General features: G+C 33.8%; 23 protein-coding genes and 8 tRNA genes. 8 read left to right on the forward strand and 23 right to left on the reverse strand.

The window, feature by feature from the left end; translation table 11 throughout:
* Positions 1–84: 84 nt before the first annotated feature.
* Positions 85–663, forward strand: coding sequence for a hypothetical protein (locus MUA88_RS07045; protein ID WP_262605301.1), 579 nt, complete (start codon positions 85–87; stop codon positions 661–663).
* A gap of 53 nt (positions 664–716) precedes the next feature.
* On the opposite strand, the gene MUA88_RS07050 is transcribed toward MUA88_RS07045, so the two are convergent.
* The 12 genes from MUA88_RS07050 to MUA88_RS07105 form a co-directional block, all read right to left on the reverse strand.
* Positions 717–1,226 (reverse strand): YagU family protein, encoded by a 510-nt coding sequence (locus MUA88_RS07050; RefSeq protein WP_262605302.1) that lies wholly within the window; start codon positions 1,224–1,226, stop codon positions 717–719.
* A gap of 328 nt (positions 1,227–1,554) precedes the next feature.
* A tRNA-Ser gene (locus tag MUA88_RS07055) sits at positions 1,555–1,643 on the reverse strand.
* A 45-nt stretch (positions 1,644–1,688) separates the two neighbouring features.
* A tRNA-Glu gene (locus tag MUA88_RS07060) sits at positions 1,689–1,760 on the reverse strand.
* A 1-nt stretch (position 1,761) separates the two neighbouring features.
* Positions 1,762–1,836 (reverse strand) — tRNA-Asn (locus MUA88_RS07065).
* Positions 1,837–1,846: 10 nt separating this feature from the next.
* Positions 1,847–1,920: transfer RNA gene (locus MUA88_RS07070), tRNA-Gly, on the reverse strand.
* Positions 1,921–1,934: 14 nt separating this feature from the next.
* Positions 1,935–2,007: transfer RNA gene (locus tag MUA88_RS07075), tRNA-His, on the reverse strand.
* 12 nt (positions 2,008–2,019) lie between these two features.
* Positions 2,020–2,092 (reverse strand) — tRNA-Phe (locus MUA88_RS07080).
* Positions 2,093–2,099: 7 nt separating this feature from the next.
* Positions 2,100–2,176: transfer RNA gene (locus MUA88_RS07085), tRNA-Asp, on the reverse strand.
* Between the two features lie 11 nt (positions 2,177–2,187).
* Positions 2,188–2,261: transfer RNA gene (locus tag MUA88_RS07090), tRNA-Met, on the reverse strand.
* 638 nt (positions 2,262–2,899) lie between these two features.
* A complete protein-coding gene (locus MUA88_RS07095) occupies positions 2,900–3,661 on the reverse strand; it encodes a DeoR/GlpR family DNA-binding transcription regulator (RefSeq protein ID WP_262603479.1) in 762 nt (253 codons plus the stop codon).
* A 66-nt stretch (positions 3,662–3,727) separates the two neighbouring features.
* Positions 3,728–4,960 carry an MFS transporter gene (locus MUA88_RS07100; protein ID WP_262603480.1) on the reverse strand — a complete coding sequence of 411 codons (1,233 nt, stop codon included), beginning with the start codon at positions 4,958–4,960 and terminating at the stop codon, positions 3,728–3,730.
* Between the two features lie 24 nt (positions 4,961–4,984).
* Positions 4,985–6,055: an alcohol dehydrogenase catalytic domain-containing protein gene (locus tag MUA88_RS07105; RefSeq protein WP_262603481.1), complete on the reverse strand. Its 1,071-nt coding sequence runs from the start codon at positions 6,053–6,055 to the stop codon at positions 4,985–4,987.
* A gap of 154 nt (positions 6,056–6,209) precedes the next feature.
* Here MUA88_RS07105 and MUA88_RS07110 point away from each other — a divergent pair, with 154 nt between their 5' ends.
* Positions 6,210–7,844 (forward strand): ribulokinase, encoded by a 1,635-nt coding sequence (locus MUA88_RS07110; protein ID WP_262605303.1) that lies wholly within the window; start codon positions 6,210–6,212, stop codon positions 7,842–7,844.
* 464 nt (positions 7,845–8,308) lie between these two features.
* On the opposite strand, the gene MUA88_RS07115 is transcribed toward MUA88_RS07110, so the two are convergent.
* The 4 genes from MUA88_RS07115 to hemE form a co-directional block, all read right to left on the reverse strand.
* The gene (locus MUA88_RS07115; RefSeq protein WP_262605304.1) at positions 8,309–8,881 is read right to left on the reverse strand and encodes an RBBP9/YdeN family alpha/beta hydrolase; all 573 of its coding nucleotides are present in this window, start codon (positions 8,879–8,881) and stop codon (positions 8,309–8,311) included.
* A 175-nt stretch (positions 8,882–9,056) separates the two neighbouring features.
* On the reverse strand, positions 9,057–10,460 hold the full coding sequence (hemY, locus tag MUA88_RS07120) for a protoporphyrinogen oxidase (protein ID WP_262603484.1): 1,404 nt from the start codon (positions 10,458–10,460) through the stop codon (positions 9,057–9,059).
* A 5-nt stretch (positions 10,461–10,465) separates the two neighbouring features.
* Positions 10,466–11,404: a ferrochelatase gene (gene hemH, locus MUA88_RS07125; protein ID WP_262603485.1), complete on the reverse strand. Its 939-nt coding sequence runs from the start codon at positions 11,402–11,404 to the stop codon at positions 10,466–10,468.
* A 38-nt stretch (positions 11,405–11,442) separates the two neighbouring features.
* The gene (gene hemE / locus MUA88_RS07130; protein ID WP_262605305.1) at positions 11,443–12,483 is read right to left on the reverse strand and encodes a uroporphyrinogen decarboxylase; all 1,041 of its coding nucleotides are present in this window, start codon (positions 12,481–12,483) and stop codon (positions 11,443–11,445) included.
* 415 nt (positions 12,484–12,898) lie between these two features.
* Here hemE and MUA88_RS07135 point away from each other — a divergent pair, with 415 nt between their 5' ends.
* Positions 12,899–13,411: a signal transduction protein TRAP gene (locus tag MUA88_RS07135; protein WP_262603487.1), complete on the forward strand. Its 513-nt coding sequence runs from the start codon at positions 12,899–12,901 to the stop codon at positions 13,409–13,411.
* A gap of 72 nt (positions 13,412–13,483) precedes the next feature.
* Here MUA88_RS07135 and ecsB read toward each other — a convergent pair whose 3' ends face one another.
* Together ecsB and ecsA are read right to left on the reverse strand one after the other, a co-directional pair.
* Positions 13,484–14,698, reverse strand: coding sequence for an ABC transporter permease EcsB (gene ecsB / locus MUA88_RS07140; protein WP_262605306.1), 1,215 nt, complete (start codon positions 14,696–14,698; stop codon positions 13,484–13,486).
* Positions 14,695–15,429: an ABC transporter ATP-binding protein EcsA gene (ecsA, locus tag MUA88_RS07145; protein ID WP_262603489.1), complete on the reverse strand. Its 735-nt coding sequence runs from the start codon at positions 15,427–15,429 to the stop codon at positions 14,695–14,697. Before ecsA ends, ecsB begins: the two co-directional genes overlap by 4 nt.
* Before the next feature lie 136 nt (positions 15,430–15,565).
* Here ecsA and MUA88_RS07150 point away from each other — a divergent pair, with 136 nt between their 5' ends.
* The 5 genes from MUA88_RS07150 to MUA88_RS07170 all read left to right on the forward strand — a co-directional run bounded on the left by MUA88_RS07150 (position 15,566) and on the right by MUA88_RS07170 (position 18,822).
* A complete protein-coding gene (locus tag MUA88_RS07150; RefSeq protein ID WP_262605307.1) occupies positions 15,566–15,991 on the forward strand; it encodes an HIT family protein in 426 nt (141 codons plus the stop codon).
* A 63-nt stretch (positions 15,992–16,054) separates the two neighbouring features.
* Positions 16,055–16,414, forward strand: coding sequence for a YtxH domain-containing protein (locus tag MUA88_RS07155; protein ID WP_262603491.1), 360 nt, complete (start codon positions 16,055–16,057; stop codon positions 16,412–16,414).
* Positions 16,415–16,543: 129 nt separating this feature from the next.
* A complete protein-coding gene (locus tag MUA88_RS07160) occupies positions 16,544–17,074 on the forward strand; it encodes an HTH-type transcriptional regulator Hpr (protein ID WP_262603492.1) in 531 nt (176 codons plus the stop codon).
* 51 nt (positions 17,075–17,125) lie between these two features.
* The gene (locus MUA88_RS07165; protein WP_262605308.1) at positions 17,126–17,692 is read left to right on the forward strand and encodes a DUF3267 domain-containing protein; all 567 of its coding nucleotides are present in this window, start codon (positions 17,126–17,128) and stop codon (positions 17,690–17,692) included.
* Positions 17,693–17,856: 164 nt separating this feature from the next.
* Positions 17,857–18,822 (forward strand): foldase protein PrsA, encoded by a 966-nt coding sequence (locus MUA88_RS07170; RefSeq protein WP_262605309.1) that lies wholly within the window; start codon positions 17,857–17,859, stop codon positions 18,820–18,822.
* A 487-nt stretch (positions 18,823–19,309) separates the two neighbouring features.
* Here MUA88_RS07170 and yhaM read toward each other — a convergent pair whose 3' ends face one another.
* From yhaM to MUA88_RS07195, 5 genes are all read right to left on the reverse strand, one after another.
* Positions 19,310–20,251 carry a 3'-5' exoribonuclease YhaM gene (yhaM, locus tag MUA88_RS07175; protein WP_262605310.1) on the reverse strand — a complete coding sequence of 314 codons (942 nt, stop codon included), beginning with the start codon at positions 20,249–20,251 and terminating at the stop codon, positions 19,310–19,312.
* 21 nt (positions 20,252–20,272) lie between these two features.
* Entirely contained in the window at positions 20,273–23,197 is a 2,925-nt protein-coding gene (locus tag MUA88_RS07180; protein WP_262605311.1) for an ATP-binding protein, read from the reverse strand.
* The gene (locus MUA88_RS07185; RefSeq protein WP_262605312.1) at positions 23,194–24,387 is read right to left on the reverse strand and encodes a metallophosphoesterase family protein; all 1,194 of its coding nucleotides are present in this window, start codon (positions 24,385–24,387) and stop codon (positions 23,194–23,196) included. The genes MUA88_RS07180 and MUA88_RS07185 overlap by 4 nt, the downstream gene beginning before the upstream one ends.
* Before the next feature lie 435 nt (positions 24,388–24,822).
* Positions 24,823–25,167: a YlbF/YmcA family competence regulator gene (locus MUA88_RS07190; RefSeq protein WP_262603498.1), complete on the reverse strand. Its 345-nt coding sequence runs from the start codon at positions 25,165–25,167 to the stop codon at positions 24,823–24,825.
* An 85-nt stretch (positions 25,168–25,252) separates the two neighbouring features.
* Positions 25,253–26,383 carry a DUF445 domain-containing protein gene (locus tag MUA88_RS07195; protein WP_262603499.1) on the reverse strand — a complete coding sequence of 377 codons (1,131 nt, stop codon included), beginning with the start codon at positions 26,381–26,383 and terminating at the stop codon, positions 25,253–25,255.
* Between the last annotated feature and the right edge of the window lie 75 nt (positions 26,384–26,458).

Consider the following 26,458-nt stretch of genomic DNA (forward strand, 5'->3'; position numbering starts at 1 on the left):
TAATAAATTACTAGATCTCCTGATGATATAATTAAATTGATAAAATATTATTTGTTTTTCAAAATAAATTTTGGGGTGAATCATATGAAACGAATAGGAAGTCTTGCACTAGCAACACTTTTAATTCTTAGTGCTTGTAATCATGATCAGCAAGAAAACCAATCTTCTAACAATGAACACGAAAAATCAAAATCTACACAACATGCAAGTAAGAAACCAGAAAAAACATCGACAAATACTGAAGATGTACAAAAAGTTGAAAGTAATAATCAAGCAACTGCTTCTAATCAGAATACAACGACTATTGATGTTTCAAATATTAAAGACAGAACAACATTAGAATCAGTTATTTATGGAAATTATAGTGAATTTGATAAAATCAAAGCATACAATAGTGCCGTTGCGAATGGCGTGATTCCACAAGGTAATGTGTTAGAGGGTCCAGCTTGGGCAGCCTATGAAAGTTCACTAAAAGTTGAAAGTGGAGAAGAAAAATCTATCTATGATTATCCTCCAGAAGACGTCGATTATATAGATGATGATTTTGAAAGCACCACCGAGGAGCAAGCAGCAGATGAACAATGGATAGATGATCAATTTGAATGGAATCAAAATGCAGATGACTATGAAGACGAAATGGATGAAAATACATCATACGAATAATAAATAGCATAAAAGTTAAATCCCACCTAATTTTAGACGGGATTTTTTTAAATTTATTGCTTAATTTGTTTATATGCATTTTGATAAATATAATATCTTCTTACTAATTCAATCACCATCATCCATACAATATGACCGAAGAATTCCGAAACATGTTCAAGGAATGGTTGATCAAACATACTTGGCACCACATGCATTAACGGCATAAGTATTAAATGGAACCCAATCCATACAACGATACCAAATACTGAACCGTAACCCATCGCAACTTTTGCATAGCGTTTAACAAGTAAAATATAGATAAGTGCCACAGCTACTGAAAAGCTAAAATGTATAATAAAACTTACCCATGGCATTGACTGCTCTGAAAATTGATATGTCATATGTGTAAAATCATGACTAAAACCAAATTTCTGTAATAATTCTTGTGGTGGATTCGTTGCATTTCGTTCCGGTGTTCTTGGCGGTAACATAACCTCCCATCCTAGTTTCACAATTCCAGAAATGACTCCACCAATTATCGCAGCACAGATAACCTGGATAAATGTTAATTTATCTTTCATGATAAAATCTCCTCTACTTGTCGCTAGACATTTATTTTAAAAGCATTTTATCAAATAAACTTATTATAAACTATAAATTTTTAGTATATATTTTGTCTGTTTTTCGACATGTTCGTAGTCCTGCTTATTTTAATTTTTAAAAGTGTCGTATTTAAATATTTACGCAAATTAAAATTAAATAGGAGTTATCAATGCCCCAATTAATAAATCGTACAGAATAACAAAAAAAGAGCAAGGTCAATGTGTCATAGAATTATTTTCTCGACACTTTTTTTAACACTTGCTTTTCAGAAATCCCATTAAATCAATGGTTTCAAGCTATATATACCGGAAGATGGGGGATTCGAACCCCCGAGACGCTTGTGGCGCCTACACACTTTCCAGGCGTGCTCCTTCGGCCAACTCGGACAATCTTCCATAATAACACAAAAAATCAGAAGCGATATTTCACTTCTGATTATATGACCCCTACGGGACTCGAACCCGTGTTACCGCCGTGAAAGGGCGGTGTCTTAACCGCTTGACCAAGGGGCCATGGCTCCACAGGTAGGACTCGAACCTACGACCGATCGGTTAACAGCCGATAGCTCTACCACTGAGCTACTGTGGAATAATTAAAATGGAGCGGGTGATGGGAATCGAACCCACAACATCAGCTTGGAAGGCTGAGGTTTTGCCATTAAACTACACCCGCATTACAACGATATGGGCGGTTGATGGGAATCGAACCCACGAATGTCGGAACCACAATCCGATGCGTTAACCACTTCGCCACAACCGCCGTAATAAGAAGTGGTTCAGGACGGAATCGAACCGCCGACACAAGGATTTTCAGTCCTTTGCTCTACCGACTGAGCTACTGAACCATAATAATGGCGGTCCCGACGGGAATCGAACCCGCGATCTCCTGCGTGACAGGCAGGCGTGTTAAACCGCTCCACTACGGGACCACTCAAAAATATTGCGGGAGGCGGATTTGAACCACCGACCTTCGGGTTATGAGCCCGACGAGCTACCGAACTGCTCCATCCCGCGACAATATTATTTAAAAGCAATTACTTAATTATATTATCACTTATCTAACAAGATGTCAATACAATTTTTATATTTTTTATCTCGCTAAGTACAAACAAAGATTGTTTAACAACTTAACGACTTAGTCAGTATATATTTAATTTATTAAAAGGTCAACTCCCCTATCACAAGAATTTTGTGGAATAAAACACCTTTACAGTATTTATTGAATTATTGTATCTAATTAGACTATAAAATATCAGTATTTATTTACTAAAGTCTAAAATGTTACTTTGTTTTATCATATATATTCAACTACTTGAAAATTACATTAACGTAATTTAACTCAACTAACGATAATACTTTCAAAATTCTAATAGACATAACATCTACTCGGGGCTGAGACATAGTGCTAGGTTCCTTCCTTTTGAATATAGATATAAGTTTAGTGGCAGTAGGTGTCTGAAGTGAAAATACGTTTTTAAAAACTTTTTTCACTCCTAGTCACCCTTGCCGGGGTGGGACGACGAAATCTTTTATAGTAATAAAGATTTCTGTCCCACTCCCTTTTAACTAATATAGAATTCTAGAATCCCTCCCTAACATCAAGACCACATTGATATGTGATGTTAGCGAGGGATTGCTCATAATATCATTTTTTAAACTTTTATAAATTGTCCAACCTGAATTTTATATTTTTCTTCGTTATATGCATTGTTTACATCATCCGTGATTAATACATCTATTGATGATATTGGACAAATATTGTGTAATGAAACCTTATCAAATTTTGAACTATCAGCTAAAAGGAAAATTTCTTTAGATTGTTCAACCATTATCCTTTTAGCTGGTGAAAGCTCTTCACTATAATGTGTAATTCCTTTTTCAAAATGTAGTGCAGGTGTTGCAAGAAACAATTTTGTTGGATTTAGGTCAGCCAATGTGCGATCTGTAATATGCCCATTTAAAATATAATTATCTTTATATAAAATTCCACCTGTAACAATAATTTTGTTTTGCGAAGAATTTAAGATTGAGGCAATATGAATATCATTCGTTATAATCGTTAGATTTTGTTTATTGATTAAATGCTTAGCGAATTGTAACGTGGTTGAACCTGAATCGATGATAATAGTATCACCTTCATTTACGAATGTTGCTGCTTTTTTACCAATATTTCTTTTTTCAGTGAAATGCGTTGATTCTCTTTCATGAAAATTAAGTTCATCTTTTACTTCATCATGCTGAAGAACGACTCCACCATGTGTTCGCTTGATTTGATTATATTTTTCTAGATTTTTAAGGTCTCTTCTAATAGTAGCATCATGCACATCAAATATAGTTGATAATTCGTGAACTGTTGCTGTTTTATTTTGCCTTAAATAATCGACTATATTCTGTTCTCTTTCAGCTGGCAACACTGTTAGCACCCCTAATTTGTGAATTTATTACATTATATCAAATATATAACTTTTTGTTAGAGGTTTTTAGTCCATAGACGTTTTGGCATTGTTTGGTAATTTGATGAAATATGTCAAAATTGAACTAAAGAAATAAAGTAATGCTAATATCCAAATGACACCTCTAGCTTCAACAACATCGATAAATAAATTTACAATCATAGGGCCAACAAACACAGGTAAACCAGCACCTAAATTCAATACCGCAAGTGCTGCCCCTTTATCTTTTTTAACAAGCGAAGGTACGAGAGCTGAAAGTGGGACATAAGCTGCTAAAAATGCTCCCCATAAAACACCTACTACAGTAAGGATAACCAAATTCCCATCTGTCCATAAAGGAATATAACCGATTAATAGTGTTGTTATACCACATCCTACACCGCCAAATAGCATAATTGTATTTCTCCATCCAAACTTATCTCCAACGATACCAAAAATAAGATTAAATGCGATATTTGATATAAAAATTCCAGACCAGACACCTAACCATTTTGAAGTCGGAATACCAAATGAAGCAAGGTAAATAGGTAAGAATACTGGAAATGCAAATTGAGCTGTTGTATTAATGATTCGTACGATACCACCTAATAATACTTTGGGCTCGTCTTTCATAATTGTAATACCTTTTAAAAGTTCAGCTACTTTTTCTTTGGAGTTACCTTTATTCGCTGGTAGCGTATCTCTATTCACAAATAATGCAAACAGACCACCTAATAGCACCCAAAATAGAGAACTCCAAAGCGTATTGATGTGACCTAGTACTTCAATAGCAACGATAGAATATAAAGCACCCAAAACGTTTAAACCACCTGTAAATACAAACCAAAACCAACCAACAGCAGCTCCTAAATGTTTCTTCTCAGCTCTATATGAAATCCAAACTAAAAATGAATAAGCAAACAATGGATAACCAAACCCTCTTAATGCATATGCAGGTATCATTAATGCGAGGTTCTCTGATGGAATCGCAAATCCAACAAAGAATATTGTTCCTAAAACGTATAACAATAATCCAAGTGACATTGTTTTCTTGCCACCAAGTGATTCAGCAAGTACCCCACTGAACCAACTTGATATTGCTATTGTCACACCATAACTTGCAAATAGCATACTTGTTTCTTTAATAGAAAAACCATGACTATGTAACCATGGACTAAGCCATCCAATCTCTAACCCGTCCCCCATCATAAAAATAAGAATTCCTATATAACCCCATATAATTTTCTTAGGCATACCTATTACAGTTAGATTTGTATTCATAATAATTAACCCCCTTTTTTCCTTTTACCAGTTGTATTTTAAGTAAGTTTTTTTCCAACCTTTATGAGCGGCTGCATCATCCATTGCTCGATTTAAATCTTTGATTTCTCTAATATCATAATATGTCTCAGGAATTAATTTACGCAATGCTTTTTGATAGTTTGGATTATCAAAATGAGAAATTAATTGTTCAAATTCTTTCTTTGTACTTCGTGAACTTCCTGATAGAGTAAGGCCTTTTTCAAGAACATCTCTTGTATTAATTCCTACCAAATCCTCTGTTACACCCATTAACACAATTTGTCCTTGTCGATCTATTAAATCAATTGCTTGGTTAATCGCTGATTCTGAGAATTTTCCACCTGTACACTCAAATACCGTATGAACACCTGATTCATTGGTAAAATCATAATCAAATACTAAATGTGTTGTGGCAAAATCATTAAATTCTTTTAATTTTTCTTCAACAGCTCCAAAAACAATTAAATTTTCTTTTTCAATACCGTGTATAAAATGTAGTGCTGTTGCTGATAAATAGCCTACTGGGCCATCACCAAATACTGCAACTTTTGGTGAATTTTTAGTTGTAATGTCCTGAAGCTGATTAATTGGAAATAAAGATACTGAACATAATTCCGCTAAAAGTGCTACATCTTCATCTAAATCACTAGGAATTTTTACAACATTATCACCATGAATAACAAGTTTGCTTTGGCAAATACCATCAAATCCACTTCCCATAAACAAAGCATTTTCATCATAGTTATCTTGTAAATCTGTACTTGCAAATTCTCCTTTTTGTAAGCGTGAAGGAATGTTAGGAACGATAACAACTTTATCTCCTATTTTAATATCCTCATGATTTGACGCCTCCACTATTCCAATACCTTCATGAAATAATGCCATAGGTAGTTTTTTCTTCAAAGCTTCTGGTCGACGATTTCCTGTATAATAACGTAAATCAGCATGACACACACTAGCTTTTGTGGGTTTGACAATAATATCTTTATCTGAAAAATCATGCTCTATCATCATTTCTTCAAATTGTCCCGGTTTTATCAATCGATAAGCCTTAGATTCTATTTTTTTGCTCATTTATGTTCACTCTCCTATTTTTTGTTCATTTAAGCTTGTAAACACATAATATACGCTCATTTATGCGTTTGTCAAACTTATTTTGCTCATTTGCGTTGATTTTATGTTTGTTTTTACTTATTATAAAGGTATCCCATTCAAATGGAGGTATAATATGACGTATAGTATAGGAATTGATTATGGAACAGGTTCTGGAAGAGTTTTTTTAGTTCAAACAAAAACTGGTAAGATAGTTTCTCAATATATAAAGCCTTATACACACGGTACAATTGATCAGGAACTCTTTGGCGAGAAATTGCCACATGGATTTTCATTACAAAATGCGAATGATTACTTAGAAGTTTTAGAAGAAGGTATCCCTCATGTCTTAAAAGAAGCGGAAATTAATTCAAATGACGTACTTGGAATCGGTATAGATTTTACTGCCTCAACTGTTATCTTTGTTGATAAAGATATGAACCCTATTCACAATAAAATAGGATTTGAGGAAAATCCTCACGCTTATGTAAAACTATGGAAACATCATGGAGCAGAAGAAGAAGCAAACTTACTTTTTAACACCGCTATTAAAAAGAAAAAAAGATGGCTAGGTAATTATGGTTATAACGTAAGTAGTGAATGGATGATTCCAAAAATTATGGAAGTTATGAATAAAGCACCAGAAGTAATGGATGAAACATTTGCTATTATGGAAGCTGGTGATTGGATTGTTAACAAATTAACTAACCAAAATATACGATCAAATTGTGGCATTGGCTTCAAAGCATTCTGGGAAGCGGAAAATGGCTTTCATTATGATTTATTTGACGAAATAGATAAGAATTTATCAAAAGTAATACGAGATAAAGTAGATACAACTATCATTAATATTGGAGATTCAGCTGGACATTTGTCTAGTGAAATAGCTAGCAAGCTTGGATTGTCAACAAACACGCAAGTTAGTCCATTCATTATAGATGCACATTCAAGTTTATTAGGGATTGGTGCAGAAAAAGAAAGACAAATGACTATGGTTATGGGTACAAGTACTTGTCATTTAATGTTAAATAAAAAACAAAAAAGAATTCCTGGTATTTCTGGTTCTGTTAAAGGTGCAATAATTCCTGACCTATATGCATATGAAGCTGGTCAGTCTGCAGTAGGAGATCTATTCGAATATGCTGTCAAGCAAGCACCTAAATCATATATAGATGAAGCGGAATCACGTAATATATCCATTCATCATTTATTTGAAGAAAAAGCTGCAATGGCAAAGCCAGGTGAAAGTGGTTTGATTGCTTTAGATTGGCACAATGGTAACCGAAGTGTATTAAGCGATAGTAGTTTACGTGGCAGCATATTTGGTCTAACATTACATACCAAACCTGAGGAAATTTATCGTGCTTATTTAGAAGCTACAGCATTCGGGGCAAAAATGATTATGCAACAATATGAAGATTGGGGTTTACATGTTGAAGATGTGTTCGCTTGTAGTGGTATTCCAAAACGCAATAAATTATTGATGGACATATATGCTAATGTTTTAAATAAAAAAATAGTAGTCATCGATAGTGAGTATACGCCAGCCATAGGTTCTGCTGTATTAGGAGCTGTTGTAGGTGGTGCTTATGAAACGATTCAAGAAGCAACACAAAATATGAAAGAACCCGTTTTATACGAAATTGAGCCAGATACTGAAAAAGTCGAACGCTATGAAGTACTCTTTAAAGCATATAAAGAATTACATGATATCCACGGGTATAAAAAAGCACGTATCATGAGATCTATTTCTAAATTATATACAGAATAAATTGTAATATTGTATGTTGTTTAAATATATTATACTAGGATTCAAGACTACCTAGAAAAAACATGTTATCATGATTGAACTTCCTCGTTCATATCACAATCACAACGCAGTAATGTAAAAAGTGGTTCATTTAAATTAAACTATTTCTTAAGGTGAGATTTCTGGTTTCTCCAGGATTCTTGCCTTTTAAATTCTCATTCATTTTTACTTTTGTGTAGTAACTCATGTAATTACATATTTTCAGTCCTATATATTCGTTCAAAATGAATCCTCCTTTATCCAATTAAAACAATAAAAACCTAACAAATAAACGCCCAAGGACAATGACGGAAGATAAGTCATACCTTGAGCGCTTTGGAATCGAAACATTATTAGGAAAATATCATATTCATACCGACAGTTTTATTACTGTCTATAAACATTATATTTAGGTTAACCTAAAAATTCAAGTGATATCTATTATCTTAATCAAAATTTTTCAAGATTTTCTTTTTCAAGAACATAAATGTGTCATATCCGTCTTCTTTACAGAAATGACCTCCTGTTTCTTCTTCATATAATTTACAGTCTAATACTTCACAAAGTTTTCGTGATGCATCAATTGGCACGACATAGTCATCCTTAGCTGCTACCCCAAACATATGAAGCACTTTATTATGTATTAATTCATAATCCAAATCCCATTTAAAAAATGAGTCTAATACATCATCATCAGGTAATAACTCATTTTGAGGTAAGTCCCCTTTGAAACCAGAAATCATAGCTAAGCTACCTACTCTTGGTACATCTAACTCATTAATAAATTTCAATGTTGTAATGACACCTAAACTATGAGAAATAAAAATGGTATCTCTATCTACATCTTTGATATGTTCTTGCATATATGATAGCCATTCATCTCCATTTGGTCTATCTGTATGAGGTAAATCTAAAACTGTTACGTTATGTCCTTCAATTTCTAAAGTCTTTTTTAACCATGGAAACCAATGATCTTGGCTATTCGCTTGATAACCATGTATGATGTAAACATTTGTCATAATGATGCCTCCTAGTTAATACTGTACTCCTATCATATCACACGTTAAAGCATTATTGACTTTTCATATAGGATTGTAGTAATTTTGTTGAAATTTCTGAATATTTCTTCTTTACATATTCAAAATGAGAAGTAGCACTAAAGAATCTATTTGAATCCTTAATGCTACCACTCATTTATCGAATATGTGTCATAAGATTTTCTACAGCTTTATGCGCTTGACTAATGCAATCTGGTAAACCGACTGCCTCAAACGGTGCACCTGTAATTTGTAAATGCTGATAATTTTCTAAGATATGTTGCTGAATCCGTTTAATATTATCAATATGCCCTACATGATATTGTGGACTGGCGTATGGCATTTTATTAACGATTGTAAACTCAGGTTCTCCTTTAAACGTCATCATCTGTTCTAAATCACGACGTGCAATAGCAACCAATTCTTCGTCTGTTTTTTCATTGACAATATTATCACCTTGTTTACCGACATATGCACGAATTAATACTTTGCCTTCAGGTGTTGTATGTGGCCATTTCTTTGAAGTCCAAGTACAGGCAGTAATATCTGTTTGACTTGTACGTGCAATGACAAATCCTGTACCGTCATGAATGTTTTCAATATCTTTTTCATCAAATGCGTATACAATTGTTGCAACAGATGAAGCTTGCAACTCATTGAAATAATCAAATACTGGATCTTTCGCAAACCATTTACGAAATACTTGATGCGGTGTTGCAACGATCACACCATCATAGTATGGTTCAGACCCATCGTCCAACTTCACATGATATCCTTGTTGTGTTGAAGTTAAATCTTCCACCTTCGTATTGTATTGTATTTGCACATCGTGTTGAATTAACCATTTTTCAACATGAACAATAAAGTCATATAGGCCACGTCTAAATTGTTTAAATTGTCCTTGTGGTCCAGACTGATTATGATCTTCTTTTTCAAGACGTGCTCTACGCACTTGTTGCATACCTTTAATAATACTGCCATGTGTTTCTTCCAACGACTTAAAGTGTGGGAATGTACTCATCAAACTGAGTTCGTCAATGTCCGTCCCATAGATACCACTCAACAATGGTTCTATCAAATTCTCTAGCAGCTCATCACCTAGACGTGCACGGAAAAACATCCCTACTGACATGTCGCTTTCTGGCATATCCATTGGTTTAATTGTTAAATCTTTTAATGCACGTAGTTTCCCTTTCATAGAGATCAATTGCGTTGTCATAAATGGTTTAATATCTGTAGGTATCCCTAGAATTGCACCACCTGGAATTGGATATAATTCGTTGTTCGCATAGATATATGATTGACCTGTTTGGTTCGTCACAATATCTTCATCAGCAATTCCAACATCTTTTGCAACGTCAGTCATAATTGTTTTACGACCTAAATAAGATTCTGGTCCTAGTTCAATAACATATCCGTCACGATACGTAGTCTTCACTTTCCCACCAGGTCTATCTGTTGCTTCATAAATCGTTACTTCTATATTTGGATATTGTTTCTTAATAAAATACGCACTTGTTAAACCTGTGATTCCAGCACCTACAATTGCTACCTTAGTCATTGTCCTCACGCTTTCTTATAAATGTTAGAAATTTCATCTACAATTGCACCGATAAATAGCGGATGTGTATCCGGCATAGGTGGGCGATGGTAAGTAGCCCCTACCTCATCACAAACAACTTTACATTCATAATCATTGTCATATAAAACTTCAAGGTGTTCAGCTACGAAACCTACTGGTGTGTAAATAAAATGTTTGCTGCCTAATAAACCATGCAATTCACGTGTTAAGTCTTGAACATCTGGTTCCAGCCAAGGCATACCTGTATTACCTGCTGATTGCCAACCAACTGATATCTGTTTTAATGGAATGTGCTCAGCAATGAGTCGAGCAGTTTTTGAAATTTGTTCTGGATATGGGTCATGACTTTCTACAATCATCTTTTCCGGTAAACTATGTGCTGATACGACTAGCATTGTCTCTTTATGTTCATCAGTTGGAATGTTTTCCAAAACTTCATTAATACGCATTGACCAATAATCAATAAATTTAGGTTGTTCAAAATAACTATTCACATGATGTAGTATCATACCGTATTCATCCGCTTTGTCTTTTGCACGTTTATTATAAGAGCCGATTGAGAACTTGGAATAATGTGGCGCTAATACAACAGTAACCGCTTCAGTAATACCATCTTGATGCATTTGCGCAACTGTGTCTTCAATAAATGGATGTATATGTTTTAAACCAATATACAACTTAAATTCGACATCTTTATATAAGCCACTTTCATTAAGTGCTGTCACAAGTTCCTCACCTTGGCGTTCTGTCGTTCCAGCTAATGGAGACAATCCCCCAATTGCCTCATAACGTTGCGTTAAGTCATCTAACTCTTCTTGACTAGGTTTTCTACCACGTCTAATATCCGTATAGTAAGGTTCAATATCACTTTTTTTATATGGCGTTCCATAAGCCATTACTAACAAACCAATTGTTGTTGTCATTTTCTATCCGTCCTTTTACACACGTATTCAATATTACTTTATTTTTGAGCCGTATAATCATGAACAAATTGCGCTACACGACGTAACGTATCAGGTGACACTTCAGGAAATACACCATGCCCCAGATTAAAGATATGTCCACCAGTATGTGCCAACCCTTGATCTAAGATTGGTTTAAGACGCGCTTCAATCACATCCCATGGTGCCAGTAAAATACTAGGGTCTAAATTACCTTGTACCGTTTTTGTCACACCTTGTTGGCCCGCTTCATGAATAGAAGTACGCCAATCAAGGCCTAATACATCAATAGGCAGTTCGTGCCATGCATCGATTAAATGACTCGCCCCTACACCAAATAAAATGACTGGCGTATCTAAAGCTTTAATCCCTGTAACTAACTTATTCATACATGGTTGAATGTAGTATTTGTAATCTTTTTCGTTCAAAGCACCCACCCAAGAATCAAAAATTTGAATAATTTGAGCACCTGCTTCTACTTGTCCTTTTACATATGTAATAGACATTTCTGCCAGTGTGTCCATCAACTTAAACCAAGTCGCTTCATCACTGTACATCATTGCTTTTGTTTTATTGTAGTTTTTAGATGGGCCACCTTCAATCATATAGCTTGCTAATGTAAATGGCGCCCCTGTAAAACCAATTAAAGGCACATTAAGTTGTTCTTGTGTCAATAACTCAATAGTATCCAGTACATACGGTACATCTCTTTTAGGATCGATTTGTCCCAATGCTGTGACATCTGAATACTGACGAATTGGATTAGAAATCACTGGGCCAATACCTGATTTAATTTCTACATCTACACCAATCGCTTTTAACGGTGTCATAATATCTTTGTATAATACTGCTGCATCTGTGTTATATTGATCCACTGGTAACTTTGTCACATAAGCACAAATCTCTGGCTGATGTGTAATATCAAATAAAGAATATTTTTCTTTTAACTTTCGATATTCTGGCTGAGAACGACCCGCTTGGCGCATAAACCAAACCGGTGTATGCGTAGCCTTCTCCCCTTTAATCACTCGCAACATTGTATCGTTAAACGTATTATTCATGTCGTCCTCCTTGACTTTACTCATTCATATAAAGATTAGCACGCTTACATTAAAGAACTCTGTGAAAACATTGTCTTCTATAACTTTTTATTAGCATTATTTGTTTCATAATATAGTCATTTTAATGTGAACGTATTCTATTAGTTAGTTTCAATTACATACATCATTAAGTATATCATGTAGGAATTAAAACCGTCTAAGTATGAATTCTCTACAATTTAAAAATAAAAACCACTAAAGTGACATCAATTAAGTATTAAAATCAATACAATGAATTCATATTGTAAAAAGACTTGCTAATGTGCTCTGAACTTTTGTATGCGCCTTTCTTATACGTTGCATATTCACTTTTTTAAATTTTATGTATATGATATTAATAGATATTGGTTTAAAAGACATTTATAGGGGGATAAGGATGAACTTTTATATTACTTATGGTACTTTTGGTTTTTTACAACAAATTCAAAACAAACATGAAGATCGTGAATTACTTATTTTTGCTGGTGAAGGTCAAGCGATTATATTAGAAGAAACAGAATCAGCAACTATTTTCCAACAACCAAATGAATATCTCGTATTATCTCGTTTGGGTCATTTATCAGAATCTGATTTTCAAGTTTTAATTACAATTCCAACTTCAGAAGATCATAAATACCAACTTGAAAAACAATTAGAGATGTACCAACCTGAATTAGATGACAATTCAGAATATCACAGCTATCGTTTATTAAAATCAACACATCAAAATGTTTATAAAGTACTTCTAGGATTTACGTCTCGAGAAGCTTATGAAGATTATAAAAAATCAAGTGCGTTCCGAAACAATTTATCTTTAGAAGCCACTAAACCATTAGCTGGTGCTGCTACAGTACATACACCATATATCGAACAATATTTCTATCCAAGTGACGATTTATCAGAAGAATAAATTTAATGTGAGCATTTAAGAAACCCACCAAGTGCCATTTCAGCATTCGGTGGGTTTTAACAATTATTTATATTAATCACGCAGTAAGGATTCTTTATATTTTAATTTCTTAATCGTACGATGGATGGTTATATAGCCAACAATAAAGAACAATACGACAAAATAGCCATGTGACAGATTAAATATGAAATATACAATACTTAATAAAATTGCCATGATACTCGTTGTATGTGTGAGAAACTTTTGGTATCCCTGAATCACTAAATCTTCAGATGGTGGCCAAACTTGTGGCCATAAACCGTACGCTTCTTGTGTATAAAATTGAGACATCTGTAGGATTAAAATATACATTGCCATACAACCTATGATTAAACTAACGTATGGATGATTCAACCATGACATGAGTAGAACTGCAATAATAATCAGTCGCAACGTTAGGTTAAACGCATCTTTCCCACGTACAAAGTTTCTTTTAAATAAATACGGGTACATCGTTGTTTCATTGAACTTTTTCGGAGTTGCTAATAAAAAGTCTAAATAACGTCTACGAACTGCCCCTTCTTGCAACCCTTTTACATCTGTAAACATACTTACAAATTTATAATAATTCGCTTGATGCTGATGCGCTTGTTTGATTAAGAAAGTCCACGGTAATTGATGTTTGACAGTCAGTTTCTTTAACAGAAGGTAAATGATGATTAACGCGGCTGGACTTCCGAAACTATGTGAACTACCTGATGACAGCATCACATAAATACCCGATAGATTTAAAATACCAAGCACCACATTGACCGTCCAACCTTCAAGGCCATATAAAAACCAATGCCATTTGATCATTAAACCAATCAGTGGAAAGAATAAAGCATAGATTCCTACTATCATAAAATGTAGCATTTGATTCGGTTCTAACGTATGTACCAATGGATAAGCAATCACGAGTAACACAATTTGTAGTGGTAGTCGTGTATAGTAGCTTGTCCAAATACCTTTGTGTATATAGTCCTGCATTTGTGATTCAAAAGGTAATAAAAATAAACTATCTGCTTCGACCAAATACGTTTTCAACGGGAAAATAGAACTCACAGCTAATACAATAGATATCATCAGATAATAATTAATACCTGTTGGAATATCTTTTAGCCATTCACCATAACCTAAAATAAAAGCACCAATCAATATGACTAGAAAAACAGTAAAATGACCATTAAATATAAATTTATTATAATATTGTGCTTCTTTTCGCTTTGCACGATATCTCTCATTAAACAGTTTCTTTGCTGTCATCATTGTCTGACTCCTTGCGTTGTACGAATGTAGATATCATCTAAAGTGGCATTTGGCATATTAAATTGTTCGCGTAATGTTTCTAAGTTACCTAGTCCAACGACTTCCCCTTGGTCTAAAATGATAAAACGATCACAATAGCGTTCTGCAGTTGCCAATATATGTGTGCTCATCAACACAGTGCGCCCTTCATGCTTCTTAGCTTCCATCAAATCTAACATCGACTGTATACCTAGTGGGTCCAACCCTAAAAATGGCTCATCAATAATATAAAGATCTGGATCAACAATAAAAGCACATATGATCATTACTTTCTGCTTCATTCCTTTAGAAAAGTGGCTTGGGAAAACTTCCAGCTGTTCTTCAAGTCGGAATATTTTGAGAAGCGGCAACGCACGTTCCATTGCTGTTTCTTGATCAATGCCATATGCCATCGCTGTCATATAAATATGTTCTTTTAATGTCAATGTTTCATATATAACTGGGGATTCTGGAATATATGATAATTTTTTTCGATAAGCTTGTATATCTTCGTTGATATCAATACCAGAAATCGACATCTTTCCTTCATTCGGTGTTAATAATCCTAAAATATGTTTAATTGTCGTACTTTTCCCCGCACCATTGAGTCCAATCAGTCCAACAATCTCACCTGGTTCGAGTGCAAAAGATATATCTTTAATAACAGGCTTTTTTCCATATCCACCTGATAAATTTTCAACTTTCACTGTCATGTGTGCTGCACCTCCATAAAATGTATTGTACCAAATAGACATATGTTTACGCTATTTATGAGATAACCATAAAATAGTTACACGTGTTTCTCGTCATGCTATAATATTAACAAATGATCGGAGGGAGCAAATATTTATGTCAGAAACAATTTTTTCTAAAATCATCGCCGGAGACATCCCAAGTTATAAGGTTTATGAGAATGATTATGTTTATGCCTTCTTAGATATTTCACAAGTCTCAAAAGGACACACACTGCTCATTCCTAAAAAACCATCTGCAAATATTTTCGAAACAGATGCGGAAACAATGAAACATATCGGTGAGGCATTACCTATTGTTGCAAATGCGATTAAAGCAGCTTTTAACCCGGATGGCTTGAATATCATTCAAAACAATGGTTCTTACGCATCACAATCTGTTTTCCATATCCACTTCCACCTGATTCCACGCTATGAAAATGATATCGATGGATTTGACTACAAATGGGAAACACACGAAGACGTCATTGACGATTCACAAAAAGAACAAATTGCCAACCAAATCGCATCACAGATTCAATAATCATGTGAATATTCCAACATATAAAGGGTATAGCATTTAGGAGATAATGATAGGAGGATTTTTATGAAATTAGCAAACATTACGCTAGGTTTAGCTGTTGGTGTTCTTACAGGCGTTAGTCTCGTATTATCAGAAAGACAACAACAATCACTTGGGACTAAAGCGCAAGTCGATCACAAAGCAACATCAGATATTTCAAGTGAATTAGATTTAATGGGCTTACAAATGAGTGACATCAAAACAAATGCAGTCACAATTAAAGAAGATGGTACTGAATTTGCAAAAACAATTGGTGACGACATTAAAAAAATTATTGGAGAATTCAAGGCCGATATTACACCTAATATTGAAAGATTACAAGGTCATATTGAGAACCTTCAAAACCGTGGAGAAGAAATGACAAACTTTCCAACAAAAAAATGAATTTATGTCATATAAATTAAAAATATTTGATATTTTTAGTGAGTAAAATCAAATAATCAGATATACTATAATTAAGCATGATACAATATATTGTATCATGCTTTTATACAGTTGAAAGGAGATAGTAGCATGAACGACAAACAGCACCAAATTGAGAGTATTTTATACACACATAAAGCTGCTATGCTATCTAAAGTCATCTGGAAAAATGCAAAAAATGACTGGCAAGCTTGGCTTAAAAAATCCGGCATTACAATGAATGAACATTTAATTCTAATGACTATCTATGCATTTAATAAAGTAACAATATCTGATATTTCACGTTACGGTGTGATGCATGTATCAACTGCTTACAATTTCGCAAAGCGCTTAGAGTCACAAGGATTACTTAAACTTGAAAAAGATACAAATGATAAGCGTAATACATTTATCGTTTTAACTGATGAAGGTCATTCACTTGTGGAAAATATTTTTGAACAATATGATATGTCTAAAAATAATATTTATCGTGTTGCTCAAGATTATAATGAGCAAATGTTTCACTTCCCTAGCTTTAGTGATGAGCACTACCTTGTTTCACAATTACAGGGTAAAGGCTTCTTAGATGGTATCAATCAATGCCATGATCACTTAAGAAAAAATTTACTTGACGAGGAATAGATTGCAGTAGATAATACGTATTATCAAACTTAGCATAAAGGAGTTTCAACGATGCTTAATTGTTCAAGATCGATTGACATTCATTCACGGTTTGGTATTCCACGTATTGCATTTATTAGTTGTGTCACTGTAATTATCACATTTCTTATCAGTTTTGAAGTGTTTCATTATTACTCAAATGTGCCATTTACGGATAGACATTTTTTGATATTTATCTTTTCAATGCTATGTTTATATCCATTGCACAAACTGATTCATGTTATAACGGTATTACCTTATTTTAAATATATAAAAATGTATAAATTAATGCCTCAAAAATGGATACCTATATATAATATCTTTTTAGATAAACCTGTGCGCAAATTTTACTTTTGTGTTTGTTTAATTGCGCCTCTTATTGTTATTTCTATTGGGTGTGTGCTAATCGCAACAACATTACCACACTATGGCCATTATTTTATGTTTTTGTTAGCATTAAATGCTGGGTATTCTGTAATGGACATTCTTTATTTGAAAGTGATATTATTCTGTAAAAGAGGACAATATGTTGAAGAACATGTAAACGGTTTTGTTCTTTTAGAAAAAAATGGTACATCGGATTATATGTCTATTGGCTGAGCCGTCATTGCTTAGCCAATTTTTTTATTCTCTTTTTTATAGAAGGCCCTCTCCTCTCCCTCTTCCTTCTCATACATTAGTCGTATTCACCCCATATTTCGTTGGTTAACCCTTGTGATTATGGTATATTATGTTTGTTACTTTTATAAAAAGGAGACAACACAATGAAAAAAGGCTTACAAAAACTGATTATTCCATTAACAGCAAGTGCGGTACTTCTTGGCGCTTGTGGTAACGGCGCACCAGCATCAAAAGACGAAACTTTAATTTCATCAAAAGCAGGCGATGTTAAAGTAGAAGATGTTTTAAAAGACATTGGTAACAATCAAGTAGCGAGTAGTTCATTTAAACTCTTACTCGGTAAAATTTTAGAAGATAAGTATGCTGATAAAGTAGATGAAAAAAAACTTGATAAAGATCTCGACCAACAAATTGAAAAATACGGTGGTAAAAAACGTGTTGAAAGCTTACTAAAGCAACAAAACTTAACAATGGATGAATACAAAGAACAGCGTAAACTTGTTGAATATCAAAAACTTTTACTCAATGAAAAAATAGGGGTCTCTGATAAAGAAATTAAAAATCAGACTAAAAAAGCTTCTCATATTTTAATTAAAGTGAAGAAGAATGACGATGATAAAGAAGGCCTATCTGATAAAGAAGCGAAAAAGAAAATTAATGAAATCAAATCACAATTAGATAAGAATCCTAAAGCATTCGATAAATTAGCTAAAGAAGAATCAATGGATTCAAGTAGCGAAAATAACGGTAGCCTTGGGTACGTTGTTAAAGGACAAATGGTAGAACCGTTTGAAAAAGCACTTTTCAAATTAAAAGAAAACAAAATTTCAGATGTTGTAAAAACAGATTACGGCTATCATATTATTCATGCTGATAAACAATCTGACTTTAATCAAGAAAAAGGTAAATTAAAAACAAAATTAATCCAAAACAAAATTCAAAAAGAACCTGAATTGCTTACAGATGCTTATAAATCATTATTAGATGAATATAATGTAGACTATAAAGATCGTGACATCAAAAAGGCAATTGAGGACTCTATTTTAAATCCTGAAGCACTACAGAAAGCAGCTAGAGGCTCTCAAAGTGGTCAAGGCTTAGGTATGTAGAATGAAGAAAAGGTGAGATAGCATAATGAGATGCTGTCTCACCTTTTTTATAGTGAATATGATTAGAAGCATTACATTACCAAAAACTTTTAATTTTCCCCTGCGCCTTTACTAAAAATAAACAGTATATATACACAGCTAGACATACTAAATGACAATAAAAACTAAATGAATGAATTGTCTGCATGACATCTCCAGTTAGCGCAAATGACAATAAACGCCCTAAAATAATTATAATGATTAGACTAATTAATATATAACCATTCATTATTTTCTCTACACTCATAGATTTTCACTTCCTTATGTTCTCTTTCACATTCTATTTTTCAAATTCCCATCTATTCTCAGTCTAACAAAACAAATATTTAGTATGTTAATCAATTCCTAAGTGTTAATAATTCATTCCTAAATGTTTATCAATATTTATCTTTACGAAAAACACCCTAAAAGTTAGACGTAAATCTAACTTTTAGGGTGTTTTGAATAACTAATTTAGCTTTTCTGGCTTATAGAAGCGTCGATTTTCAAGACCTCTAATTTTTTGTGTCATTGTGCCATCTTCTGTAGACTTTAATGCTTTATCAAACATGTTCATACGTGCATCAATGTTATCAATAAAGTGCAAAATTTCAGCCTCTTTCACTTGTGGTAATTTAGGTGATCCAAACTCTAATTTCCCATGGTGCGCCAGGATAAGATGTCTTAACAATAAAACTTCTTCACCTTCAATGCTTAATTGTCTTGCCGCATCTGCAATCTCATCACTAGCAATAGGAATGTGACCTAACAAATTACCTTCTAAAGTATATGTTATGGCAACAGGTCCAGACAATTCAACAACCTTGCCAATATCATGTAAAATAATACCACTGTATAACAAACTCTTATTAATTGACGGATAAATGGCACTTAATTGCTTTGCTACTTCTAACATGGTAATCACATGATAAGCTAACCCTCCGACAAAGTTATGATGCATAGAACTTGCAGCCGGATAAATAAAAAATGATTGCTCATATTTATTTAAAATATGACGTGTGATTCGTTGTAAAGGTGCATTTTCAATATCAAAGATAAAGTCGCGCAATTTTGTTTGCATTTCTTCAGTTGACATAGGTGCACGATCAATAAAATCACTAATTTTTACACCATCTGCTTCTGTTGCAAGACGATATTGTGTCATTTTAAGTTGACGATTATTGCGATAATTAATGACGTCCCCTTTTACATGAATCACACGTTCAGGCTTTAATGTTTCCATGTCATCTTTAGTAACAGTCCAGAACTTTGCTTCAATCTCACCACTTTGATCTTGAAGTTTTAAGGTCATATAGTCTTTTCCTTGGTTTGTGACACCTTGTGTTACTTGGTGCACTAAAAAGAAATGATCTACCTTATCCCCTGGCTTTAACGTTTCTACATGTCTCATTGTACAGCACCTTTCTTTATTTTATTTCTCTAGTTTATTCAATGTAATACTATATTTTGTTGGAAATGTTGTGTCCTGATTACATGTGAAGTACAGAATTTGATAATGCTCAGGCATCGTTTTTAAGAATGCCATCATACGTTTCTTACGCACAGCATCAAAGTGTACGAATGCGTCATCAATAATGATTGGTAATGAATAATATGGTTTTAAAATTTTGATCAAGCTAATACGTAAAGCAAAATACAATAATTCTTTTGTTGATTGACTCAGTTCTAAAGGATGGTACATTTGGCCATCTTTATGGCGTACCATGACTTTCTCATTTTCATACGTCACTTGTGTATATTGTCCATCAGTCAAATGTGTGAAGATTTCTGTTGCCTCTTGTACCACTTTCGGTAAACGCTCATCTTTAATTTGTTTAATATGTGCATCTACCAATGCTTCAAGATAACTTAAAGCAGCCCAATCTTCAGCCATATCATTTAGTTGACCACGTAATAATTGATATTTGTGCTTCAGATGACGTAATGTATTATCCGTTTCCATTTGATTGATTTGGGCTGTTAGATCACTCACTTCACTTTGCAGTGTAAGGAATTTCTCATTATAGTCATCAATTTGAAACTCTAATTCTTGATGTTCTGCTTCTATTTGTGCCGTTGTTTTACTACTTAACTCTGAACTTTTTTCATAATTGTAATCCTGATTTTTTAAGAAATGTGTTAAGTCATTGTAACGTGACATAGACTGTGAATAATTTACAAAACGATCATGATGTCTATAGTAGCTTTCTTCATCAATAGCACCTGTAAATCCGAATAATTTTTCAATCACACCATTATTATCGTTTAATCGTTGTTTCAAGTGTTTAATTTCATTTTCAAGTAATTGTAATTGCTCTTTATTGCGGTCAAATTTCATTGTTTCAGATTGGACATGTTTTAACCATTGGCGAACATCATGAAAGACTGATACACGATTGAATTGCTCGATATGTGGTGAGAATGCTGTTTCAGAATTTCGATAAAACACTTCTAATTTTTCTTTGATTTGCGCTTTATTTTCTTGAGCTTTTGTTAAGTTAGCTTTTTGTGTTTTAATAGATTGGATTGTTTGAAGTGCATCTAATAACAATTCATCTGATAACTTAGATGATACATGTAAGTCATTACGAATGCCTTCCACTTTCTCAATACTTTCTTGTTGTTGCGCTTGTGCTATTTCTAATTTTTGTTGTAACTGTTGTTGTTTTTTGGCAGAAAGTGCTAAGTTTTGTTTGCGTTGATCAATGCGATCTCTTAGTTGATATTGATCTGATAAATCAAAGTTTAAGTCATAAGTTTCTTCTAGATTTTTCACTTCTTGTTCGAGTGCTTGAATCTCTTCTGCAAAACGTTCGTTATGTCCAACTTCCTTCGTTTTGATTGTAAAGACGGCAATAAAGAATAGCACAGCTAACACAGCAAAAATCGAAGCAAATAACATAGCTGGCATCATGAATGCGTAAACAGCCATACCTGCAGTAATCAGTGCCATCACAATGAAAATGGAACGTAACATATTCTGCTGTTTACGTTTAGCTTGTTGTTCGTTATCAAATGCTTCTTTCATTTTAACGAAGAGATTACGCTTTTCATGCAATTCTAAAGAGCGGTTTTCATATACCTTTTTCTGTTCAAATGTTTCATCTGGTACCAATTCTTTTTGAAGTTCGGCAAGTTCATTTTCATGAGATTGACGTGTGATCACATGTTCATCAAGTAGTTCTTCATATTGCTTGAAATTATATTGATGATTTCTCTTATCTTTTAACGCATCACTGACATAACTTTTTTGCACATCAGACGTATCCACATCATCATATACTTCTTGCCAACCAATATTTGATTTTAAGCCTTCAATCTCACGCTCTGCATATTCTATATCACGTGATAATTGATTTAAATCACGTTCATATTGCTTAATGACTTCTTCTTGTTTGGCGATATCATCAACTTGTTTAACAGCATCCTGACTTGGTATCAAGCGGTGGTCATTGTCTAATTGTAATTGCTTAAACTTTTCTTCTCGTAAACCGATATCACGTTCAAGTTGTTGTGTCTGAATTTTAGCCGCTTCATAGCGATCAATTCCTTGCTCTGGGAATGTCACTGGTTCGACGTTCAAATCTGATTCTAACGCCTTCCACTCTTGAACTTGATCATGTAGCGCTAGTTCCTTTTGTTTTTCTTCAAAAAATGATGTCAGTTGGTCTAGATTTGTTTTTACTGTTTCAAGACGCCCCATGGCTTTGTCACGCGTTTCGATAAGTCTTTGATACGATTCAAGTTGTGTTGACGTATCGCGAATCTGTAACTCAACTTCTTTTAATTCATTTAACTTTTGATTAATCTCTGGCTGTTGACCAGCTTTTTTATAGAGTGCTTGTTTTTTCTTATGAATTAAGTCGCGCATTCCAATAAATTCAGTAGAACCTAATGCACCTGCTTGCATCAAAAAGTTTTGCAATTGATTTTCTGTCATATGTTTATGAATATCTTGCAATCCTAGTACGTTAAAAGAAAAAATATCTTGGTACGTACGTTTATCAATATAATTCAGGTGTTCTTTTAACCAAGTTTCATCTTTAATCGCGCCATTAGGGAGATACACTTTCACATCACCTTGTGCACTTCCTTTGACACGTTCAACATCTACTTCTGTGTGATCGTCTAAAATGAGCGTTACACGGCCACCATATTGATTCCCCATACGCGGTTCTAATCTCGGTTCATTCTCTTTTCGTGTTGGGAAACCAAATAGAATTGAGTGGATAAAGGCTTGTAATGTTGACTTACCCGCTTCATTTTCGCCAAATATTTGCGTGATATGTTGATTAAATTCAACTTTACGTTTAACAAATTGACCATAACCATAAATCTCTACCGACTTAATCTTCATCTATTTTCAGCTCCCTTCAATTCTGCTTGAATCATTGCTTCAGCACGCTCAATTAACGCTTCACGATCATGTTTCATATAATGATCTAAGTACTTCGAAGCTTTCGGATTCATGTAAAGATCACTTAATGCAGATTCATAGATATCATCTTGCTGTAATAATTCATCTGAAAATTCTCGTCGGATAGAATGTGTTTCTAATTCTGTATAATTAACATCCAGAGTATCGATCATCACAAAATGTTGTTCATTTTCTTCAAAATCAACAATCATTGCCTTCACTTGTTCTAATGTTTGATAATCAATACGTTCATCGCCAGGTACATTTAATTGTAAACGGTAAAATGAACGACCTAACCCTCGAACACTTTGCTTAAACGCTTGTATCGTCTCATAAATCCCTTGTTGTGTGATATCAGTAATATCAATTGTAGCAGATTCAAAGCGAATGAATTGTGTCGGTACAAAGCGTGTCTCAAGCTTCACGTGATCACCTTCAACAATCAGGCAGCCCTTTTCACCTTGTTCTTTAAAATGTCGCCCTTGAATATTACCTGGATAATGAATTTCTGGTAAATCACTTAGTTGCTCACGTTTATGAATATGACCAAGCGCCCAATAATGATAAAGTTTCTTGTTTAAATCTTCAATTCGAAATTCTGTATAACGATCAGAAACACCGGATTTACTATAAGTTCCATGTAACATACCAATATGAACCACTTGACGATCTTCATTCAACGAATAATCGTCAATTTTATTTTCATAACTTGATAATGTTTCATAACTAAAACCATGAATATGTACATGTTCACCAGTCTTTGTAATTGCTTGATAAGTCTCTACATTATTTGAAAACACAGTCACATTATCTGGCCATTCAGATGTAATACGTTCTGATAATGGATCATGATTCCCATGGACAATATAAACAAAAATCTGTTCTTTTCTAAGACGTTCAAATTCTTCTTTTAGAAAGATTTCTGCTTTAAGTGTTCGATTGCGCTGATCAAACAAATCACCACTTATCAGGACAAAATCAACACCTTCACGTAATGCGACATCAACGATATTTTTAAAACTCTCATACGCACTATTCTCTACATCTTTAAGAATACTTGGACTGAGATGCTGCTTGGATACAAAAGGACTATCAAGATGTAAGTCAGCACAATGCAAAAATTTAACCAATACTTTTCACTCCTCATCTCTATCATTCAACAAGTTTGAGATTTTATCTATACGACAATCCTTCTATCAATATTTTATTTATAGGATATTCAATAGAGCGGGCTGGGACATAATAAATTTGTATGTTGGGAATTCAATCAAATGTATTCCTAAGTCATGATTTTCGGCAGATTTCCCATGATTTCGTCAAAATTTGAAAAGTAATTTTTCTCATCACTCGGTTCTACTCAAATCTTAAAAATTTTTGTCTCAACCTCGGCTATATCATAGACGTATTTTTCTCAACCTTAACACGTTTTATGTATTCTTATATTTTAGCATAATTCCTCTTTCAATGATGTTACAAAACAAAACACAATGCTCCCTACAAAGCATTTGCCATTGGCCACGCTTTATAGGGAGCACTTTAAATCTCAAATATTAGCTTATCAAGAATTAGTCTTGGTAAATTTCGTCTAATGGTTTAACGATGATTTGATTGATTTCTTGGAATACTTGACTCATTTTTTGTTCAGCATTCATTAATTCAGAGATGTTTTCATCTTTTTCAATTTCTTGCGCTTGTTCTTGCGCTTGTTTGATTTCTTCTTCCGTTACTTGTTCACCTTGCATTTGTTTTTGTTGGAAGTTTAATTGTGTTTCACGGAATTCATCAAATAATTTTTTTGAATCTGCATTTGCATTTACTTTTGCATATGCATCTTTGATTGCTTGATACTCGTCACTTTCACGTAACGCTTGTTCTAATTTGTTTGCATAATCATATAAATTTACAGCCATTATTATCGCTCCTTAATTAACTATGTTGAAGTGGGCTTTCTCATCCCAACTTCTTTCCTTGCTAACAATACCATACTTTGAGAGATTATACAAAGATTGCAATAACCCCTTGGAAGATTCCAATTAATCCACCTAAAATAAAACCGAGCAACATGATTAATTTTAGCTCTTTATTCGCAATTTCAAATATCAATTTTTCAATATAATCCAATTCAAAACGATTGATTTGCTCTTCAATTAATCCTCGAATATTCACACGTTTCATAATAGATGATAATCGGTTTGCAAGTATGCTCAAGATAAGATCAGTGATTTTATCAATACCATCGATGTCCAAACGCTCAAACAAGCCTGGTACAAGTCGATTTAAAGGTTGATGTGCACGTTTTGATAATTTAAGTTGATCTAGAACATAACCAGACACCTTACCATTAAAACGTTCAAATTGAGCATCTGAAACAACTTCAGACAAAGGCATACGCTTAAAGTTATGATATTCTTTGTCTATTTGTGTAGCGAGTATATGACGTGCCTTAGGATGGTTCGTCAAACGAATTAATTCAGTCTGAATACGATCCGCAATCGCTTCTTTTGTCATAAACATTTGCAACATTGAAATAATCTTTCCTTTTTCAATAAAGAAAGTATCTAGCATTTCACAAATATCATTGTATCCTTTGTCTGATTGTAAATAATTTCGCGCCTTATCTAATAACATGCCATCAAGTTCTGATACTTTTTTATCAAGAACAGACACAACTTCAGTCGGAACGATTTCTTCAAGTGCATGTTGGTTATGCATTTCGTATTTTGAACGTAGTTGCTCAGTTACAAACTTGTCAATCCATTGGTTACTTGTATTCACAACCTCAATATCAAAGTGTTCAGCTAAAGTTTGAATCGTCATATCATCTTGTTTTAGACGCTCTACTTGATTTGTAACAGTTTGTTTAATTGTCTGTCTCATTTCTGGTGCATCCAGCTTTTCACGGATTAATGATTCTGTTAATAAGTGATCTTCAACCACCTGACCAATCTTTACCGCAATTTCACCACGTCGTTTCGGGATTAATCCCGGCGTAAATGGCACACGCTTACCAAAAAGATAATATGGTTTAAATGGATGAAATAGCATCTTAACAGCAATCATATTGGTTACACCACCGATAACGGCACCAATGAACATCATCGATAAAATTACTAGTAATGCCTGCATTGTATTTCGCCTCTCAGTCTCTTAATCTACTTGGATATTATTCCACATTTTAGAAAGTTTAACCAATTTTTTAGC

It is taken from the genome of Staphylococcus sp. IVB6240 (genome assembly GCF_025558425.1).
In the GTDB taxonomy this organism is placed as follows: Bacteria; Bacillota; Bacilli; order Staphylococcales; family Staphylococcaceae; genus Staphylococcus.

What these genes read in the sequence shown, in the direction of transcription:
- hemE (WP_262605305.1), bottom strand. Translation starts at nt 12,483, where the DNA reads ATGAATAATACGTTTAACGATACAATGTTGCGAGTGATTAAAGGGGAG.
- MUA88_RS07045 (WP_262605301.1), top strand. Translation starts at nt 85, where the DNA reads ATGAAACGAATAGGAAGTCTTGCACTAGCAACACTTTTAATTCTTAGT.
- hemH (WP_262603485.1), bottom strand. Translation starts at nt 11,404, where the DNA reads ATGACAACAACAATTGGTTTGTTAGTAATGGCTTATGGAACGCCATAT.
- hemY (WP_262603484.1), bottom strand. Translation starts at nt 10,460, where the DNA reads ATGACTAAGGTAGCAATTGTAGGTGCTGGAATCACAGGTTTAACAAGT.
- MUA88_RS07135 (WP_262603487.1), top strand. Translation starts at nt 12,899, where the DNA reads ATGAACTTTTATATTACTTATGGTACTTTTGGTTTTTTACAACAAATT.
- ecsB (WP_262605306.1), bottom strand. Translation starts at nt 14,698, where the DNA reads ATGATGACAGCAAAGAAACTGTTTAATGAGAGATATCGTGCAAAGCGA.
- MUA88_RS07165 (WP_262605308.1), top strand. Translation starts at nt 17,126, where the DNA reads ATGCTTAATTGTTCAAGATCGATTGACATTCATTCACGGTTTGGTATT.
- MUA88_RS07155 (WP_262603491.1), top strand. Translation starts at nt 16,055, where the DNA reads ATGAAATTAGCAAACATTACGCTAGGTTTAGCTGTTGGTGTTCTTACA.
- MUA88_RS07150 (WP_262605307.1), top strand. Translation starts at nt 15,566, where the DNA reads ATGTCAGAAACAATTTTTTCTAAAATCATCGCCGGAGACATCCCAAGT.
- MUA88_RS07180 (WP_262605311.1), bottom strand. Translation starts at nt 23,197, where the DNA reads ATGAAGATTAAGTCGGTAGAGATTTATGGTTATGGTCAATTTGTTAAA.
- MUA88_RS07195 (WP_262603499.1), bottom strand. Translation starts at nt 26,383, where the DNA reads ATGCAGGCATTACTAGTAATTTTATCGATGATGTTCATTGGTGCCGTT.
- MUA88_RS07050 (WP_262605302.1), bottom strand. Translation starts at nt 1,226, where the DNA reads ATGAAAGATAAATTAACATTTATCCAGGTTATCTGTGCTGCGATAATT.
- MUA88_RS07190 (WP_262603498.1), bottom strand. Translation starts at nt 25,167, where the DNA reads ATGGCTGTAAATTTATATGATTATGCAAACAAATTAGAACAAGCGTTA.
- MUA88_RS07170 (WP_262605309.1), top strand. Translation starts at nt 17,857, where the DNA reads ATGAAAAAAGGCTTACAAAAACTGATTATTCCATTAACAGCAAGTGCG.
- MUA88_RS07115 (WP_262605304.1), bottom strand. Translation starts at nt 8,881, where the DNA reads ATGACAAATGTTTACATCATACATGGTTATCAAGCGAATAGCCAAGAT.
- MUA88_RS07160 (WP_262603492.1), top strand. Translation starts at nt 16,544, where the DNA reads ATGAACGACAAACAGCACCAAATTGAGAGTATTTTATACACACATAAA.
- MUA88_RS07100 (WP_262603480.1), bottom strand. Translation starts at nt 4,960, where the DNA reads ATGAATACAAATCTAACTGTAATAGGTATGCCTAAGAAAATTATATGG.
- MUA88_RS07110 (WP_262605303.1), top strand. Translation starts at nt 6,210, where the DNA reads ATGACGTATAGTATAGGAATTGATTATGGAACAGGTTCTGGAAGAGTT.
- yhaM (WP_262605310.1), bottom strand. Translation starts at nt 20,251, where the DNA reads ATGAGACATGTAGAAACGTTAAAGCCAGGGGATAAGGTAGATCATTTC.
- ecsA (WP_262603489.1), bottom strand. Translation starts at nt 15,429, where the DNA reads ATGACAGTGAAAGTTGAAAATTTATCAGGTGGATATGGAAAAAAGCCT.
- MUA88_RS07105 (WP_262603481.1), bottom strand. Translation starts at nt 6,055, where the DNA reads ATGAGCAAAAAAATAGAATCTAAGGCTTATCGATTGATAAAACCGGGA.